Raw genomic sequence first — 17711 nt, forward strand, 5'->3', positions numbered from 1 at the left:
ATCTATTCATCTTCAAATAATTTAAATTTAATCGTCCCTTTAATAACCGATTTACCATGTTGGTTGACAGCTTTGACATCAAACAATAAGTTGTCATTCGATTTATCGGATACTTCTGCCTGTAACGTCAAGGTATCATTTAAAAATACCATTCCAGCAAAACGAATCTTATAATCTTGAATAAACCCTTCTTCATAATATGGTGTAAATAACTTAGCTAGATTTCCCATGGTCCACATCCCATGAGCAATAATTCCCGGAAGTCCAGCATTTGTTGCTTCCTTATCAATCGTATGAATCGGATTATAATCAAGAGAAGAACCAGCATATTTAATTAAATCCATTCTCGATACAGGATCTAATGTAATTTGTTCTAACCTATCTACCGCCTGAAGCTTTACTAGAGTACTCATACTTCCATCGCCTTCCTTACTTTTTCTGTAATAATGATGGTAGCTTCTTCTGTGAAAATGATGTTTCCTTGTAAATCCTCACCATATCTTTTTGTAACCAAAAATCCCATCAAGCCATTTTTACCTTCTTTTTCATAGTAATCCTTTACTTGTGTGTAACAATATAATTCTTCTCCTACCAATAAAGGCCGTTCATAATGATAAATTTGTTCACCATGTATGAGTCCTTTATTTGGAAGTTGAAGTCCTTCAATCTCTCCGTAATCAAAAACTCTTGGGAACGTCGGCGGTGCAATATTCCTTCCATATCTTGATTGTCGCCCAGCCTCTTCGTTCACATAAATGGGATGCAAATCACCAATTGACTCTGCAAACCTTGTAACAATACCTTTTTCTACAACATTTTTGATCTTTTTTGATTCTTCTCCGATCACATCACGAAACATAGATTCACCTCATTCCTAATATATAAATTATGCTTTTGGTCCGCCGGCAACATAAATTACCTGACCACTCACAAATGATGATTTCTCATCTGCAAAGAATGCCACTGCATTCGCAATATCTTCTGGTTTTCCACTTCTTCCAACCGGAATTTGACTCACACTTCCTTTGACAAAATCATCAAATGGTACGCCGACTCTAGCAGCAGTTGCTTTAGTCATATCTGTTTCAATAAAACCAGGCGCAACAGCATTAGCAGTTATACCAAATTTCCCTAGTTCAATTGCTACTGTTTTGGTCAGTCCTTGTAAACCAGCTTTTGCCGTAGCATAATTCGCCTGACCTCTATTTCCAAGGGCTGAAGTAGATGAAATATTAATAATACGCCCATATTTTTGCTCTACCATATATTGTTGAACTGCTCGTGTTGCATTAAAAGCTCCTTTTAAATGCACATCCATTACTTGTTGCCAATCATTATCCGTCATTTTAAATAACAAATTGTCTCTGATTACTCCGGCATTATTCACAAGAATATCAATTGATCCAAATGCTTCGTTGATTTCCTTTACTGCTGACTCGACTTCACTTGCATTTACCACATCTGCGACCTTTGAATAAACGGTGTAACCTTTTTCTGTAAATTCTTTAGCTGATTGTGTTAGAGCTTCTTCGTTTACATCAATAATTGCAACCTTCGCCCCTTCTTCCGCTAATAATGAAGCGACAGCTTTTCCAATTCCTCTACTTCCACCTGTAATTAAAGCGACTTTACCAGAAAACCTGTTTGTCATCATTTTTCCTCCTATACGTACTGTCCTAGTTTGACATGTCCTTTTAGTAGATTCCTAGATATAATCACACGTTGAATTTCATCCGTACCATCATAGATCCTCCATAATCTCGCCTCGCGGTACCAACGTTCAATAGGTAATTCACGTGTATAGCCCATCCCGCCATGGATTTGCATAACACGATCGACGACTCTCGTCCCCATATTTGCTCCATACAATTTAGCAATAGATGCTAAATGTCGATTATCTTCTCCATGATCAAGGGTGAAAGCTGCGTTAAGCACAAGCCATCTTGCTGCTTCTATTTCCACTGCAGAATCCGCAATTTGCCATTGGATTGCTTGCCTTTCGGAAATAGGTTTACCAAAGGTTTCTCGTTCTTTTGAGTAGTCGATCGCCATTTGTAATAGTCGTTCTGCGGTTCCAACTGCACGAGCACCGACGATCCACCTTGCGAATCCAATCCACTCGAGTCCCAGATTATAACCTTTATGCAATTCTCCTAGAATATTTTCTTCCGGAATAGGAACATTTTCAAAAAACAAACTAGCCGGTCCCCATTCTCCCATCGTATGGATATATTCCGATTCCCATCCCATATTACGGTCAGCAATAAAACATGTAACTCCCTCTCTACCTTTTGTGTTTTGATGCATTTCCTTATCGGTAATCGCAATCACCATGACAAAATCCGCTTCGTTTCCACCCGTAATAAATGTTTTTTCTCCGTTAAGTACCCATTTGGATCCGTCTTTTACTGCAGTCATTTTAATATTCTGTGTATCAGACCCTGCACCTGGTTCAGTCATCGCAAAACATGACTTTTTCTCCCCATTTATCGTTGGAATCAGATATTTCTTTTTTTGCTCTTCATTGCCATAATACAGAATATTATCGGCCGATCCTCCAAATTGAAATGGAACGAATGTTTTCGACACTTCCATCGCAACAATCGCTTGCATCATTTGTCCTAGATCTGCTCCACCATATTCTTCAGGAGTATTTATCCCCCAAAAACCAGCATTCTTGGCTTTCATTACCAATTCTTCCTGTTTCTCTTTAGATAGACTTCGTTTTCCCTCTCGTTCATTCCTTAGCACATCATTTTCTAAAGGAATAAGCTCCTTTTCTACAAATTTACGAATCGTTTGCTGTACCATTTTTTGTTCATCAGTCAATCTTAAATGCATAACTTTCCTCTCCTTTTCACCATCTATATGTTCGAAGCTCGCCTAAAATACTAACCAGTTGGTATGTTTATTTTTAAAAAATATTGTAGTAATTGATTGAGTATAAAATCCGAATGTTGCGCTGTTTGATTTCCATTGCAGCCGGACGCTTTTTAGCAGGCACGGCCTCAGCTAACTTGAAAAGAAGACAGCTTTTCAAGTGGATCTTCAAGCTCTGTTGATCTGAGCAGGAGTCGCCGTCTTCCATTTCAATCAAAGCCAATTATTTCGTCAATTTGTATATAACTATCACTGAAATATTTATATAGTAACTAACCATTATAAAATTAACTTAACTAAATTGTTCTTTTAACTTTCTTTTTAGAATTTTTCCAACAGCCGTCTTTGGTAGCTCTTGCAAAAATTCTACCGAACGAGGTACTTTAAATGTAGCTAATCTATCTCGGCAATACTGGATTAGTTCTTCTTCTGTTAGTGTTGAGTTATTTTTTAATACAACAAATGCTTTTACTGTTTCTCCGCGATATTTATCCGGTACCCCAATAATAGCAACCTCTAGTATACTTGGGTGTTGATAAATCACATCTTCAATTTCAACTGGATACACATTATAGCCACTTGCAATTATGAGTTCTTTTTTCCTTCCAGTAATATAGAAGAACCCATCATCATCCATCTTTGCTAAATCTCCAGTATATAACCATCCATTTCTCAGCACTTGATTGGTTTCATCTTCCATTCTCCAATAACCTTTCATAACTTGAGGTCCCTTAATTACTAGCTCTCCAACTTCACCATTCGGTAATGTCTCTTCTCCTGTTGCTAAATCAACTATTTTAGAATCTGTGTTTGGTAGAGGAATTCCTATACTCCCTGGTTTCTGTAAACCTTCAACCGGATTACGATGGGTGACTGGAGAGGCTTCAGATAAGCCAAAACCTTCCGCTACATTTGATCCACTAACATTATTAAATTGGTTTATAATTTCAACTGGTAACGGGGCTGATCCACTTGAACAAGTTCTTAAACAACTTAAATCAAACTTCTTTTCTTCATGATAATAATTTAATAAAGCGATAAACATTGTTGGTACGCCCATAAATAAGGTAGGCTTCACTTTCTCAATTATATCCACGGTTTGTTCAACCTCAAATTTTGGAACTAAAATTAAATTTCCTCCAATATAAAACGTAAAGTTCATACAACTAGTCATTCCATAAACATGAAATAATGGTGATATTGTTAGCACCTTTTCTTCCCCAGTTTTTATATTGATTTGCGAAGTACCATAGCTTTGGATTGTATTAGCAACTAAATTATAATGGGTGAGCATGACACCTTTTGATCGTCCAGTAGTTCCACCCGTATATTGTAAAACTGCAATATCTTCGATTGGATCAATCGGAATTTCTGGTAATTTATATCCCTTGTCTACAAGCAAGTCATTGAATTTGGAATCGCTTTCAAAGGAAACCGGAATAACACTTACCAAACTGGTTTGGTCCATTACTTCTTCTACTATAGGTAATAAACTATCCAAACAAATAATAACTTTGGCTTCTGAGTCATTTAAAACATGTAAAAGTTCACTAGACTTATACATTGGATTAATTTGAACAATAATTCCACCACAAAGCAATGTTGCAAAATAGCTTATCGGATATTGTGGACAATTCGGTAACATTAACGCTATCCGATCCCCTTTTTCGATGCCAAGATTATAAAGGGAACTTGCTACCGTATAAATCATTTTTTCGAGTTGTTGGTACGTATACGTGCGGTTAAAGAAGGTCATTGCTACATTATCTGAGTACGCATCCACAGATTCAAAAAGTAGCTCTTGAAGTGAGATTTCTGGTATTTGGACATTGGTTGGATTTCCTTCTGGAACATGTTTTATCCATGGTCTATCCATCATTCTCCTCCTTTATCATAAACATACTAACCATACGGTATGTTCAGAATATTATAATAAGAGTATACCAGAGATTATTAAAAAATCAATCGGTAATTTTTTTTGATCTAAATTTCTCATATTTAATTAAAGAATAGAGGCACGAAGATCATATGAATTTCCCTTAGACATTTATATTAAAAGAGAGGAGAATTACTCTCCTCTCTTTTAATATTTAACGATACGTTGCTTCATTCCATTTCAATTCATTTCTTAAATCTCTTAATTTAGTATCCTTATCAATAACAATACACTCTATATTCATCATTTCTGCAATATCATACATTTGTTCCGTGGTAACATCAAATGACAATACGGTATGATGAGCACCACCTGCATAAATCCAAGCTTCAGTCGCTTCACTAAATGAAGGTTCAGGTTTCCATAATACTTTTGCCACTGGTAAATATGGTGTTTGCTGCTTGGGACGTTCCGCTTTAATTTCATTAATGATTAATCGATATCGTCCACCCATCTCTACCAATGAAACATTTATTGCATCCCCTGATTTACCATCAAACACAAGACGTGCTGGATCTTCTCTATCACCCATTGATAGCGGATTTACAACAATCTTTGGCTTATTAGCAGCAACTGTGGGACAAACCTCTAACATATGGGAGCCTAATATCATTTCATTTCCTTCTTCCAAATGATATGTATAGTCTTCCATAAAAGAAGTATTCTTATTGCTTGAAATAATCTTCATTAAACGTAATAAAGCCGCTGTTCTCCAGTCGCCTTCTCCAGCAAATCCATATCCTTCTGCCATTAAACGTTGAGCTGCAAGACCTGGAAGTTGTTTCATTCCATGCAAATCTTCAAAATTTGTCGTAAAAGCAGTATAGTTTCCTTTTGCTAAAAATGATTTCAACCCAAGCTCTGTTTTTGCTTGATATCGTATCGATGCTTGAATAGATGCATCTGTTTCTATGTCAGATGGGAAATCATATTGCTGTTTATATTCTTCATATAAATTATCAATTTGTTCTTCTGAAATCCTCTCTATTTCTGCTACTAAGTCGCCTATACCATAATAATCTACTGTCCAACCAAATTTGATTTGGGCTTCGATTTTATCACCATCTGTGACAGCAACATTACGCATGTTATCACCAAATCTAGCCACTCGAATCGATGTACCCTCAGATACTGCCACTGCACTGTACATCCAATTAGAAATCTTTTCAGTAACCTGTTTGTTTTCCCAGTGACCAACCACAACTTTTCTCGGTATCGCTAATCGAGTTACCATAAAACCGAATTCACGATCCCCATGTGCTGCTTGGTTCGTATTCATAAAATCCATATCGATAGAATCCCAAGGAATTTCTTTATGATATTGTGTGTGCAAATGTAATAATGGAGTTTGTAACTCTTTTAAACCGGCAATCCACGATTTCGCTGGAGAGAAAGTGTGCATCCAGGTAATTAAGCCCCCACAGCTCTCTTTTACGTTTGCCTCTCTTACTACTTGTTGAATTTCTGTGGTAGTAGTAACCACTGCTTTAAATTCAATATTAAATGGTAGATTTTCATTCAGTGCCTCAACAATTTGCTTCGAGTTATCCTCTACTTCTTTTAACGTTTCTTCCCCATATAAGGATTGGCTTCCAGTTACAAACCAAAATGTGTACGGTTTGATTGTTAACATATTCATACCTCCATGATTTAAATGTTTATTTCTTCTTGAATGCGTAAATTCTTCAAACGTTTCATCACATCATTTTCACCGCGTCCAAAATAGTCATGAAGTCGTTTGTATTCTTGAAAAATCTTTTCATATGTGTATGCGTTTTCAGGATTTGGCTTAATAACTTCTTCTTTTACACGTGCCATACTATTTGCTGCTTCTATTGCAGTATCATATCCGCCATTAGTTGAACCTGCTGCTATTGCAGCAAACATCGCTGCTCCTAGTGCAGGAGTATGCTTCGATTCAGCAATTACAATGTTTCGGTTTGTAACATCAGCATATATTTGCATTAATAGCTTACTCTTTTGGGGTAATCCACCACATGCATAGAGTTCATCAACTGATATGCCATTTTGATGAAATGCATCAACAATCATTCTCGTGCCAAATGCGGTAGATTCTAACAATGATCGATAGATTTCTTCCGGTTTTGTTTGTAGTGTCATTCCAAGAATCATCCCACTCAATTCTGTATCAACAAGCACTGAACGATTTCCATTCCACCAATCTAAAGCCAATAAGCCAGACTCACCGGGCTGATAATCAGATGCTTTCTGCTCTAAAAGTTGGTATATATCTAAATCTTTCTTTTCTGCTTCTTCTTTTACTTCTGCCGTTACACCTTGTTGTACAAACCAAGCAAAAATATCACCGACAGCAGATTGTCCAGCTTCATAGCCGTAATACCCTGGGATTATTCCATCCTCCACCACTCCACACATACCTTCAATCTGTTTTTCTTCCTCACCAAGTAACATATGGCAAATCGAAGTACCCATTACCATAACCATTTTTCCTGGAGTCGTTACGCCCATTGCAGGAACTGCTGCATGCGCATCCACATTACCAACAGCTACAGCAATACCTGGATTTAATCCAGTGAAGAGAGCCATTTCCTCAGTTAAACCACCAGCATTCGTCCCTAAAGGTACGATTTCCCCTCGTAATTTCGTCTCAGCTAAAGCTTCCAAACGAGGATCGAGTGATTTAAAATAATTGTTACTCGGAAAGCCATCTTGTTTATGCCAAATCGCTTTATATCCAGCTGTGCAACTATTTCGAATAAGATTTCCGGATAACTTAGATATAACCCAATCCGTTGCCTCCACAAATTTATCCGTAGCTTCATAGATTTCTGGTGCTTCATCCAGTACTTGCCAAACTTTAGCAATCATCCATTCCGATGAAATTCTTCCTCCATAACGAGGTAAAAATTTTTCTCCTCTTTGTTCTGCAATTTCATTAATACGATTTGCTTTATCTTGCGCAGCATGATGTTTCCATAACTTCACCCAACTGTTCGGATTTTGTTTCCACTTAGCATTAAACATAAGTGGTTCACCATGTTTATCCACAGGAAGAATGGTACAAGCCGTAAAGTCAATACCTATCCCAACAACATCGTCTGTATTCACTTTTGATTGCTTTAATACTGCTGGAACAGAATTTTTAATCACTTCGATATAGTCACCAGCATGTTGTAAGGCCCATTCGTGACCTAATTTCTCCCCCGTTTCAGGTAGTAAGTCATCTATTACGCCATGACGATAAGGCGTAACATGATCTGCAATTTCCTTACCAGTTTGTAACGATACTACTACTGCTCTCCCAGATTCTGTTCCGTAATCAATTCCAATCGTATATTTTTCTCCCATTACAAAACCTCCTATCTTATCTATTGACCATAATAAGCGTGTTTACCATGTTTACGTAAATAATGTTTATCGAGTAAAGATTGTTGTATAGGTGTAACTTCAGGATTAATTTGATAGGTTTGTAAAGCCATTTTCGCTACTTCTTCTAGTACTACCGCTTGATGGACCGCATCTAATCGATCCTTCCCCCAATTAAATGGTGCATGACTATGTACCAATACGCCGGGAACCGCTATTGGATCAAGGTGTTTAAATGTTTCTACGATGACATGGCCTGTTTCCAACTCATACGCACCATTGATTTCATCATCCGTCATCTGTCTTGTACAGGGAATTTCCCCATAAAAATAATCTGCCTGCGTAGTTCCAAGTGCAGGAATTGCTTTACCAGATTGCGCCCAACTTGTTGCCCAAGGTGAATGTGTAAGAACAACTCCGCCTATTTCAGGAAAATCTCTGTACAGTACGAGATGTGTTGGCGTATCCGAAGATGGCCTCCTCAACAATATTTCCATCTAGGTCAACTACTACTAAATCACTAACTGTTAGCTACTGATATGGAATACCACTAGGTTTAATCACAACTAACCCAGACTCTGAATCGTATCCGCTTACATTTCCCCAAATAAAAATTACTAAATGATGCTTCATCAGGGATACATTTGCTTCTAGAACCTGTTCTTTCAAACTTTCTAGCATACAGAAACAACACCCTTCTAAAACGCACACACTTGTACGTACGTTTGTTATTTGTTTTTATAATAATATAATTCATACGTACATTCAATGCTTTTCGAATGAATTTTTAAAATATTCTTTTATGATAAATTATTCAGATAAAGAGTAATTTCACATGGTTAAGATTTTTGTTCTCCCCCTACTGTATGTTAGTACCACAAGGGCATGACTTAAAGACACTTGAACAGAAAAGGACACTACGGCCCACTTATCCTGTTGTCTAGGCTTCATAGTATTGATTACTGTCCGTTACACGTTACAGTCAGAATAAATAAAATCCCGAATAGGAGTAGATTCCTATCCGGGATTCAAACGCGTCTTTGCTAGGTTTATTCCGACCATTTATCACTCAAAAATGCGGCATATTTTTGCAGATCTTCATAAGCATCTTCTGTAATCAACTCATTATCTTGTTGATAACTTAATAAATCATTCAATCCAATTAAATGCTTTCTTACCTTTCCTGCATCATCTTTTATTTCAAATCTAGATAAAGTTGTCAAATGCATCTTCAGCGCTCTAACTTCACTAGGATCTGTAAAAGCATTCTCTTCATGAAAGTGTTCTACTAGAGATTTCATATTGTCCGCAGTACCTACATTTACGCTATCATATAGCGCTAACCCTTCCACCTCATTATAAGTTGCTCGCTTATCAATCAAGAATGGAACGACAGTCATTCTAGGCTGACTCATCGTGATATACTCACCAACATGGAAGATGTTTTCTGTCTCCAAAGAGAATAAAGAAATATGCTTGTCCATGTCATCAGCTTGTGAATTCGTAAGCAAATAACCAGCAGGTTTCTTTTCTATTATATTCGTTGGTTCCCAGTTATCCGCTCCATCTAAATAAAAGGGTTGAGATTGATCTGATCCTAATATTTCTTGTCTTTCAGGAGCACCTTCAACTAGAGAGGTTACTTCATCAAATCGTTCATAATAAAAATTAAGTACCCCTTCTACTGCTCTCATCTGTGCATCAACACGGTAACTTGGTTCTTGTAACCCTGCTGTTTCTGTTAATAACCCAAGACCATTTCGTAATCCTAATATGTTGCGCATAATCCGTTCATCTCCACCACCGGCTCCACCTGGTGTTCCATATAATCCTGTGGAAAAACCGTAAGCCTCCACTTCAGGGAACAAGTAATCTTCCACCATTTCTTGATTCAAGGAACGTAATTGCTCGTCCACATTAAGGTTACGTGGCCAAAGCATCTCGATATCAGGATTGCCGCTTGCTCTTGGACGTTCATGACCATCTACTGTAATATCCGGATTGAATTCATCTAATACTTCTGCAACTGCCTCCACTTCTAAGGTACTTAAGCTTAAATGTTCTCGATTAATGTCTATCCCATCGGCATTGCTTCTTGTATCCGCTTCTCTGCCATCTGGATTTGCAGTTGGTATAAATAAAATTGTAGCGTCACTGAGCAATTCAATTAATTCAGCATCATCAGTGAACGCTAAATCTCTTAATAGCTTTAATGCCATTTCTCTTGGCGCACCTTCATTTCCATGTTGCGTACCAATGACTAAAATATTATTCCCATTTGCAATATCTTCATCAGTTGGTGGTTCTGGGAAACCAACACGTACTAGATGTAATGGTCTTCCTTCTACTGTTGTACCAATTTGATTATAGCTAACTCGATCAGATAATGTAGCTACTTCTTCTAAAAAGTCTAGCTCTTCTTCATGCGTCGTCCATGTTTCTCCGTCTCGTTCTTCAAATCCGGTTAAGGGGGGATCGATATTATGATAATTCTGTTCCGCAAAACTTGTTATAGGAAATAAAGTAAACATGAACATCACAATGATAAGTTGCGACAATCTTCTTTTCCAATTAAAATTATTCATCATATCCTCCTTTAAAAGTTTTTAATATAGCTCAATAGATTAATAGTTTTATATTACGTTTATTTCTATTGCCACTTACCCATAAGATACTCTGTATCTGAGAGAAGTGTTTCATAAGCATTCTCTGATAACGAATTGTTATCATAATAGAATTCAATCAATGGCGAGAATCCTTCTAAGTGTTTTATGACTTTACTAGAGTTACTTCGTGATTCAAAATGATCGATTGCGGTTAAATGATTGTTTAAAGACCGAGCTGCCGACACATCTGTTATTTCTTCTCGATCAACCAAACGATCAACAAGAGACATCATACTTTCTGCACTCCATGCATCAATTGCAGATGCAGTTTTCTCTGATACCATTCGACGAGTAGGGTTAGTAGAAACCGTATTTCTCGTTGGATGGACCCTATTTGTTAGCAATATAGTAATAGATTTATTGTTAGGACTCACCACGATGGAAGTACCTGTGTAACCTGTATGCCCTATCGTATTCTGTTCTGCTAAATCATCCATATACCAATTTTGATTCAATTCCCATCCCAACCCTTGGTCTTGACCAGGAAAGGCACCATTCCAATTTGTCGTGATAAGTTCAATGGCTTCCTCGGATAGAATCTGTTCATCTTGGTAACTTCCTTCATTTAACATCATCTGTCCGAACACAGCTAAATCCTCTGCCGAACTAAAAACTCCTGCATGCCCTGCAACGCCATCCAGTGCCCACGCTTTTTCATCATGGACACTTCCCCAAACAAGTCCACGATTTACATTGGATTGATACTCTGTTGCAGCAATTCTTTCTTTTAATGAAGCTTCAGGGCTATACATCGTATCATTCATTTGTAGAGGTTCTGTTATATTCGCTGCTACATATTCATCTTGACGTTGCCCGCTCAGCCGTTCGATTAAGACTCCAAGTGTAATAAAATCAACGTCGCTATAGAGATACCGAGTACCAGGTGGGACTTCTAACGTTTCATTTAAGACAAAATCCAAACGATCTTCACGGTCCCCTTCTATTTCATGAACAGGTACCGTAGTAGATGCACGGAAACCGGACGTATGGGTTAATAATTGCTTAATTGTTACATCTTCTTTACCATTACTTGCAAACTCTGGGATATATAATGCTACCGGATCATCCAAATCAAACATCCCTTCATCCCATAGCGTCATAACCGCTACTGCTGTAAATAATTTAGAGATAGAAGCCATGTCAAAAATGGTATCTTCTTGCATTTCTACAGGATTCTCCATTTCTGTAAAATTGTTATCCGTATAACGCGCAGCATAACCATATGCTTCATGTTTAACAATTTGTTCATCACGTACAATTAGAACAACAGCACCTGGCATCACTTGTTCTGATATTGCATTTTCAATCAATGGATCTATATCATCCAATGGCTGTTGCAACATTTCAACATCATTTGCATCTCCTGTATTTAGACCGCTCTCTGCAGCGTAAATACTAACAGTACCTGATATGAAAGTGGAAAATAAAAGTATAAAAGTAAATAGCAAAGGCATTACTTTCTTCATCATTATCTTCTCCCTATTTTAGAAAGACTCTTATTTCGCTCACTTGTCTATAAAATTAGATTAATAGACACCAACTGCATTGTAAGCTTGTTCTACTGCCTCTACATGAGGTGAATTACTACCATATAAATCAATTGCTGCTTGAACTGCAGCTTGTCGCATCATGCTGAAATCTGAAGTACTCGTCAAGTATAAATCAAGTGCACGGTAATAAATCTGTTCCGTTGCTGCGCGGCCAACTCCCTCAACAACTACGTCATAATGTTCTCCGCCTTCAGCAACTAAATAAGCCGCTTTATTGTTAATACTACTGTTAATATGGACACCACCATTGTCTAAGGGACCTATATATCTTCTATCCCAATGATCCGGGTATGGTTCCTGCGTTCTATTTTCAATCAATACTGCTGGGTCTTCTAATGAACGTAACGCAAGTGTACCGTCCGCCATTATATCCTCACCCATTAACCAATTCTCACGATCTACCATCGCTCCAAAAATATCCGCAAATGATTCGTTTAATGCTCCAGATTCATTCCGATAAACTAAATTTGCTGTATGTTGGATGACACCATGTGACATTTCATGGGCAGCTACATCAAGCCCACCAGCTAGCGGATGGAATCTGATACCATCTCCATCACCGTAAGACATTTGTCTCCCATTCCATGATGCATTATTCCAGTTATCTCCTACATGTACCGCTGAAATCAGAATCTGACCATTATCATCCACAGAATTACGACCAAACGTATCTAGAAAATAATCATATGTTTTCTGCGCATTTGCATGAGCATCTACAGCAGCTCCGTCGGTAAACATTTTATTATTACTAAGCACATGAACATTTGTACCAGTATCATTATCATACGTAACAACACCATTTCCACGAGTTACATCGAATAGTCGAAACATATCTTCATACTGTTGTGCCTCAAACTTTTGTCTTTCGCCAAACACACCTGTACCGAATGCAGTTACATCATGTGATGCATTAAAATTATCAATGACTTCGCCACTCTTCACATCAATAAAATAATGCCAAAACCCAACTTCTGGATAAGTTGTAGAAGCAGTAACTAAATAGGTAAAATGAAATTTATCATCAAACTCGTAAATATACGGTTCTGCTTCAATCTCTCCATCAAATTGGTCTACTGTTCCGATTTTTTCTTCAAGATTCTCTTTAAAAATATCGATGATTTCCTCTGCTGTCTTTTGATTATCTAATGAAATATTTCCATCAATACCGGAAACAACTTGTCCAAAATAAGATGTGACATGATTATTTTCATCTAAGCTAATCGTTTGATCGGCACCATATACCGGAATCCCCTTATACGTTTGTTCCACTCTAAAATGAGAAGTATCCGTTTCACTATCTGCAGTAACATTATTTATCTCAAAGCCTATATCCGGACTACTGTTTAACTGAAATTCCTCCCCCTTGCTTTCAATATACGCTAAAACAACCTCTTTTTTGGATAAGCCTTGAGGTGCCTCCCAGTTTTCAATAATATATGAAGGTGTATCATAAATTTCATTCATCTGTATCTTGATATCCTTAGCGAGAACTACTGAACTACCAATCCCTAAGGATACAGCTATTGCTAACGCTGATGAAACTACAATTTTATTCATTTTCAAATCGCTCACCATCCTATTCGTTTAAATATCATCACCAGATGATTGCGTTGCATTAAAAATCCACTCTAATTCTAAACTATCACCTTGATATTCGTTTTGATTTTCTCCATCATCAACAAATTCAAACTCTACCCAAAAATCATGTATTTCTTCTGTTTCGAGACCACCATGTTGTTCCCATAAAGGGTCCCAAATATCTCTCTTCACCACATCTGGATCCATTTCTTTTAAATCATATAAAGTAGTTTCAAACACCGGTTCACTTTCTTGATTCCAATTCCATAAAAAATTCACTTTAATATGCTTACCAAAATCATCTGTGTTGTCACTATTACTGTCCGTGACAGAATAATTTGTTTCTAAAAACACATTCTCAATTTTGAGGCTACCAGCATTCGATAACGAAAATTCACGTAACATCACATCTCCTGGTTTAAAATTTTCAATTTGAATAATTGCAGTAGGGTCTACAGAAAGATCTAATGTTCCAGCAGCAAATGAATTATTCGTTACCTCCTGATCACTGAAATAAGCATACGTTCCCCCTCCAATTAGCGTTAAACCCAATGTAGCTGATAAAATTCCAGCACTTAATTTTTTCTTTAAATTCATTTCATCTCCTCCAAGATTCATACTTATACATTTTTCCAGCCATCCTCAAACATTGACATCATTTCTTGTTTTTTGAAGAAAAGTGTTAGTTTGAAACGATATACCACACCTCCTAATATTCAAAGAATATAAGTGAATGGGCCAAGTTGTTAGAGATAATATAACAAAATTATTACAGAAAAGGTGTCAGTACATGTCGATTTAATTGAATAATTTAAAAATAATGAATATTAACTACTTTTAATGTCGGATTACAAAAAATGGTAGAAATGTCCACTATTTGTAAAGGAGTTTTTAGGGATTTAGAGGGGGATTTTCTAGATAAAAAAACGGCTTTTTTATATTAAAGCCTATAGCAGGATGATTATCCTATTTTACAAATTTCGACTTTTTGATAAAAACCAGTACAAATACAAGGTTAGGAAACTCTTTTGGAAAATCAATCATATTTGATTCTGTTATAATTAAGAAAATGGAAAATGATTTGTGTTTTGAGGAGGCGTTTTTATTTTATTACAGATTTACATTTGCCTTTTAGTATCATCTTTCATGGCAAGTTTGGTTTATTTTTTGGTGTACTATCCTTATTTTGACTTCTTAGGCTTTATTGTTGTATCTATTATTTATTTTTTCTGCTATCTTTTTATCGCTTTCCCAACACAGATAATACTCCGAAGAAAGCCCCAAATATACTCATTGAAATATCTAATAATCTACTTGTCGGTATCTTTTTTTGCGACATTTATCTTACTTCCGACAGTGCTAGAAATAAGCTTAACTGTACATATTTCTACAGAATTATTTTGGATGGCAACTTTAAATGCTATTATTTTTTGGGTAGTAGATTCATTAGTAATGAGGGAAGATCGTATAAGTTAACCATAACAAAGGTACTTTAGTTGAATTCATTCGTAATATAGCAAAGAAAGGTATTTGATGAATTGTAATAATACTTCCGCTTCCCGTACAAGTGCTAATAAACTACCAAAACAAACACGACTAAAATAAAATCTTTACTGTGAAATTCTCTTGGAAAAATAAATACCAAAACTCCATATACAGATACAGCCCATAATAAAGCTGGATTATCTGTTAATTCCATGATGTAATTACCATTACCTGCTTTATATAATTAGCAATACATATTTTTCTGAAATACGTTTGCTAACACTTTGTTCCCCCTAATTGAACTGAAAAATCTCTCATTTATTGAATATCGCTTAGGAAAAATTTAAGCTGTGGATAGATAAAAGAGGTTGGTTTTCCTCTACTTTTACATCAATCACTTGACTTTCGAATTAAGATTCATGTGAGTAATAGAAGAATTACAACCTGACTTCTCAGTGTATACTAATTGTCTCGCTTCTCTACACTAATATTCGAGTGATTATTAGTTGCTTATCAAGAATTTCTTCCATTTACTCCGTTTTTTGTAAGTAATCTCTTACATAAGTCTATTATCTTATATTTAATATTTGTAAAAATACTAAAAAAGAGCGAAGAAGGAATATATCTCTTTCTTTGTACTACCACTTCTACCAGTTTCTGTTAACTGGAAATCCTTTTGTGACCATTACCCTACTCTATCTTTGGTTATTCAAAATAACCATGAATTTGTAACATAAGATACAAATAATCACTAAATAAGGAAATAATTACTTGTGCAAAACCCTTTAAAAGTTATGCAATACATGTTAGATTCATATCTTGGCAGGAAAATTCCTGCTTCTTATTTGTATATATAATAGGAGGATTTACCTATGTTAAAAGTAATAACAATATTAGTAACTAGCATTTTACTAATCATTCTAACTCCTGTTGATGCTAATGCTGCAGAGGCAGATGATCAAATAGACGAAGACAATAAGTTAAGCATGCATCAGCTCAGTAATCATAAATCTAATGTTGAGGAATTAGATATGATTTATATAGATGAAGCGACAGTTGATATGACGGATAAGGAAAGAGATTTATTAGAAAGACTTGTTCACGCTGAAGCAGAAGGAGAGCCATACGAAGGTAAGGTGGCTGTTGCTGTTGTAGTATTAAATAGAGTAGATAGCAATCATTTTCCTGACACTGTTTCTGAAGTAATTAATCAAGACAAGCAATTTACCCCTGTTAGTAATGGTAAAATTAACAATCCTGCTGGTAAGTCCAGTATAAATGCTGTTGAAGAGGCCCTGTACACAGACAGAAGTCTCGTAACTGAAAGTTTATATTTCTATAATCCAGACACAGCAACAAGTAGATGGTTAGATGATAAGGTTACGACAGAAATTATTGGAAATCATGTATTTAAGGATTAACACAAGATAAATAGGAAGTCATGTAGACTGGAATAAAGATGGTTCTTTATTCCAGTCTTTTTTTGTAGAGAATTAGTCACTCGCTGCTAGAGAAAACTCCTAATGTATATTCTTGTTCAAATTAACTATTTGTGTGTTTGAAATAATCGTTAATTGATCCATCATATACGATGCAGAATAATGAAATTTACTTTCTATCCAATAGAGAATCAGCCCCAATGTCGCATTTGTTTGATAGTGTAAGAAAATGTCATAATTTAAATCGCCGAACGATGGATTTGTCTCGATAGATATTTCCTTTGAAAAAATCGTATAAAAAAGTAATTCTAATTCCTTTTTGAAATGGGTATGACCGATATTTAGTGCATAGAAGATTCTATTATTATTCTCAATATATTGAAAAATACGCTCTGTGGTCGGGGTTAATTTGTTTACATTTATCTTTTGTTCGTTTTGAAAAGGAAACAAGATCGATTCTTTTAATCCTTCTAGAACATCATATAAAATTTCTTCAAGAAATTCCGCTTTATTAGAGTAATGTAAATAAAAAGTCGCACGATTTACATCAGCATTTTGTGTAACCATCGACACAGTTATTTCCTTCTCTGAATATTGTTCTACTAAATTTATATAAGCATCTTTCAATGCAGATTTAGTTTTCTTGACTCTTCTATCTACATTATTTTCCATACGAGTAGCTCCATTCCATTAATCGACATTAACATAATAATTGTTGTTTAAGATTCAAATATACGTAAAGTGTTTATCGTTCTTTTTTTAATTCGTGATATATTGAACTTGTCTTCCACTACTGGAAGCGTTTTATCAATAATCAATTTATCATAAT

14 protein-coding genes and 1 pseudogene are annotated in these 17711 nt (G+C 36.0%); 2 read left to right on the forward strand and 13 right to left on the reverse strand.

What is annotated here, in order from left to right:
• Positions 1-2: 2 nt before the first annotated feature.
• The 12 genes and pseudogenes from ABC346_RS19575 to ABC346_RS19630 form a co-directional block, all read right to left on the reverse strand.
• Positions 3-413 carry a MaoC family dehydratase gene (locus tag ABC346_RS19575; RefSeq protein ID WP_413236455.1) on the reverse strand — a complete coding sequence of 137 codons (411 nt, stop codon included), beginning with the start codon at positions 411-413 and terminating at the stop codon, positions 3-5.
• On the reverse strand, positions 410-859 hold the full coding sequence (locus tag ABC346_RS19580; RefSeq protein WP_413236456.1) for a MaoC family dehydratase N-terminal domain-containing protein: 450 nt from the start codon (positions 857-859) through the stop codon (positions 410-412). The genes ABC346_RS19575 and ABC346_RS19580 overlap by 4 nt, the downstream gene beginning before the upstream one ends.
• A 27-nt stretch (positions 860-886) precedes the next feature.
• Positions 887-1651, reverse strand: coding sequence for a 3-oxoacyl-ACP reductase FabG (gene fabG, locus ABC346_RS19585; protein ID WP_413236457.1), 765 nt, complete (start codon positions 1649-1651; stop codon positions 887-889).
• An 11-nt stretch (positions 1652-1662) separates the two neighbouring features.
• Positions 1663-2841, reverse strand: a complete 1179-nt coding sequence (locus ABC346_RS19590) for an acyl-CoA dehydrogenase family protein (protein ID WP_413236458.1) — start codon at positions 2839-2841, stop codon at positions 1663-1665.
• Positions 2842-3172: 331 nt separating this feature from the next.
• Complete coding sequence (locus ABC346_RS19595) at positions 3173-4756, reverse strand: long-chain-fatty-acid--CoA ligase (RefSeq protein ID WP_413236459.1); 1584 nt, start codon at positions 4754-4756, stop codon at positions 3173-3175.
• Positions 4757-4970: 214 nt separating this feature from the next.
• The gene (gene araA / locus ABC346_RS19600) at positions 4971-6449 is read right to left on the reverse strand and encodes an L-arabinose isomerase (protein WP_413236460.1); all 1479 of its coding nucleotides are present in this window, start codon (positions 6447-6449) and stop codon (positions 4971-4973) included.
• 17 nt (positions 6450-6466) lie between these two features.
• Positions 6467-8146 (reverse strand): ribulokinase, encoded by a 1680-nt coding sequence (locus ABC346_RS19605; RefSeq protein WP_413236461.1) that lies wholly within the window; start codon positions 8144-8146, stop codon positions 6467-6469.
• Between the two features lie 20 nt (positions 8147-8166).
• Positions 8167-8845, reverse strand: a pseudogene (locus tag ABC346_RS19610) (L-ribulose-5-phosphate 4-epimerase).
• Between the two features lie 368 nt (positions 8846-9213).
• The gene (locus ABC346_RS19615; protein WP_413236462.1) at positions 9214-10749 is read right to left on the reverse strand and encodes a M14 family zinc carboxypeptidase; all 1536 of its coding nucleotides are present in this window, start codon (positions 10747-10749) and stop codon (positions 9214-9216) included.
• A gap of 65 nt (positions 10750-10814) precedes the next feature.
• Entirely contained in the window at positions 10815-12299 is a 1485-nt protein-coding gene (locus tag ABC346_RS19620) for a serine hydrolase domain-containing protein (RefSeq protein WP_413236463.1), read from the reverse strand.
• Positions 12300-12356: 57 nt separating this feature from the next.
• Positions 12357-13937: a M4 family metallopeptidase gene (locus tag ABC346_RS19625; RefSeq protein ID WP_413236581.1), complete on the reverse strand. Its 1581-nt coding sequence runs from the start codon at positions 13935-13937 to the stop codon at positions 12357-12359.
• A 27-nt stretch (positions 13938-13964) separates the two neighbouring features.
• Positions 13965-14555 (reverse strand): CalY family protein, encoded by a 591-nt coding sequence (locus tag ABC346_RS19630; RefSeq protein WP_413236464.1) that lies wholly within the window; start codon positions 14553-14555, stop codon positions 13965-13967.
• A 525-nt stretch (positions 14556-15080) separates the two neighbouring features.
• Between ABC346_RS19630 and ABC346_RS19635 the strand changes: the two genes are divergently transcribed.
• Together ABC346_RS19635 and ABC346_RS19640 are read left to right on the forward strand one after the other, a co-directional pair.
• Positions 15081-15434, forward strand: a complete 354-nt coding sequence (locus ABC346_RS19635) for a UPF0715 family protein (RefSeq protein ID WP_413236582.1) — start codon at positions 15081-15083, stop codon at positions 15432-15434.
• A gap of 881 nt (positions 15435-16315) precedes the next feature.
• Complete coding sequence (locus ABC346_RS19640; RefSeq protein ID WP_413236465.1) at positions 16316-16864, forward strand: cell wall hydrolase; 549 nt, start codon at positions 16316-16318, stop codon at positions 16862-16864.
• 99 nt (positions 16865-16963) lie between these two features.
• On the opposite strand, the gene ABC346_RS19645 is transcribed toward ABC346_RS19640, so the two are convergent.
• Positions 16964-17554, reverse strand: a complete 591-nt coding sequence (locus ABC346_RS19645; RefSeq protein WP_413236466.1) for a TetR/AcrR family transcriptional regulator — start codon at positions 17552-17554, stop codon at positions 16964-16966.
• Positions 17555-17711 lie beyond the last annotated feature (157 nt).

It is taken from the genome of Oceanobacillus phoenicis (assembly GCF_047238145.1).
In the GTDB taxonomy this organism is placed as follows: domain Bacteria; phylum Bacillota; class Bacilli; order Bacillales; family Amphibacillaceae; genus Oceanobacillus.

What these genes read in the sequence shown, in the direction of transcription:
- ABC346_RS19575 (WP_413236455.1), bottom strand. Translation starts at nt 413, where the DNA reads ATGAGTACTCTAGTAAAGCTTCAGGCGGTAGATAGGTTAGAACAAATT.
- ABC346_RS19580 (WP_413236456.1), bottom strand. Translation starts at nt 859, where the DNA reads ATGTTTCGTGATGTGATCGGAGAAGAATCAAAAAAGATCAAAAATGTT.
- fabG (WP_413236457.1), bottom strand. Translation starts at nt 1,651, where the DNA reads ATGACAAACAGGTTTTCTGGTAAAGTCGCTTTAATTACAGGTGGAAGT.
- ABC346_RS19590 (WP_413236458.1), bottom strand. Translation starts at nt 2,841, where the DNA reads ATGCATTTAAGATTGACTGATGAACAAAAAATGGTACAGCAAACGATT.
- ABC346_RS19595 (WP_413236459.1), bottom strand. Translation starts at nt 4,756, where the DNA reads ATGGATAGACCATGGATAAAACATGTTCCAGAAGGAAATCCAACCAAT.
- araA (WP_413236460.1), bottom strand. Translation starts at nt 6,449, where the DNA reads ATGTTAACAATCAAACCGTACACATTTTGGTTTGTAACTGGAAGCCAA.
- ABC346_RS19605 (WP_413236461.1), bottom strand. Translation starts at nt 8,146, where the DNA reads ATGGGAGAAAAATATACGATTGGAATTGATTACGGAACAGAATCTGGG.
- ABC346_RS19615 (WP_413236462.1), bottom strand. Translation starts at nt 10,749, where the DNA reads ATGAATAATTTTAATTGGAAAAGAAGATTGTCGCAACTTATCATTGTG.
- ABC346_RS19620 (WP_413236463.1), bottom strand. Translation starts at nt 12,299, where the DNA reads ATGATGAAGAAAGTAATGCCTTTGCTATTTACTTTTATACTTTTATTT.
- ABC346_RS19625 (WP_413236581.1), bottom strand. Translation starts at nt 13,937, where the DNA reads ATGAATAAAATTGTAGTTTCATCAGCGTTAGCAATAGCTGTATCCTTA.
- ABC346_RS19630 (WP_413236464.1), bottom strand. Translation starts at nt 14,555, where the DNA reads ATGAATTTAAAGAAAAAATTAAGTGCTGGAATTTTATCAGCTACATTG.
- ABC346_RS19640 (WP_413236465.1), top strand. Translation starts at nt 16,316, where the DNA reads ATGTTAAAAGTAATAACAATATTAGTAACTAGCATTTTACTAATCATT.
- ABC346_RS19645 (WP_413236466.1), bottom strand. Translation starts at nt 17,554, where the DNA reads ATGGAAAATAATGTAGATAGAAGAGTCAAGAAAACTAAATCTGCATTG.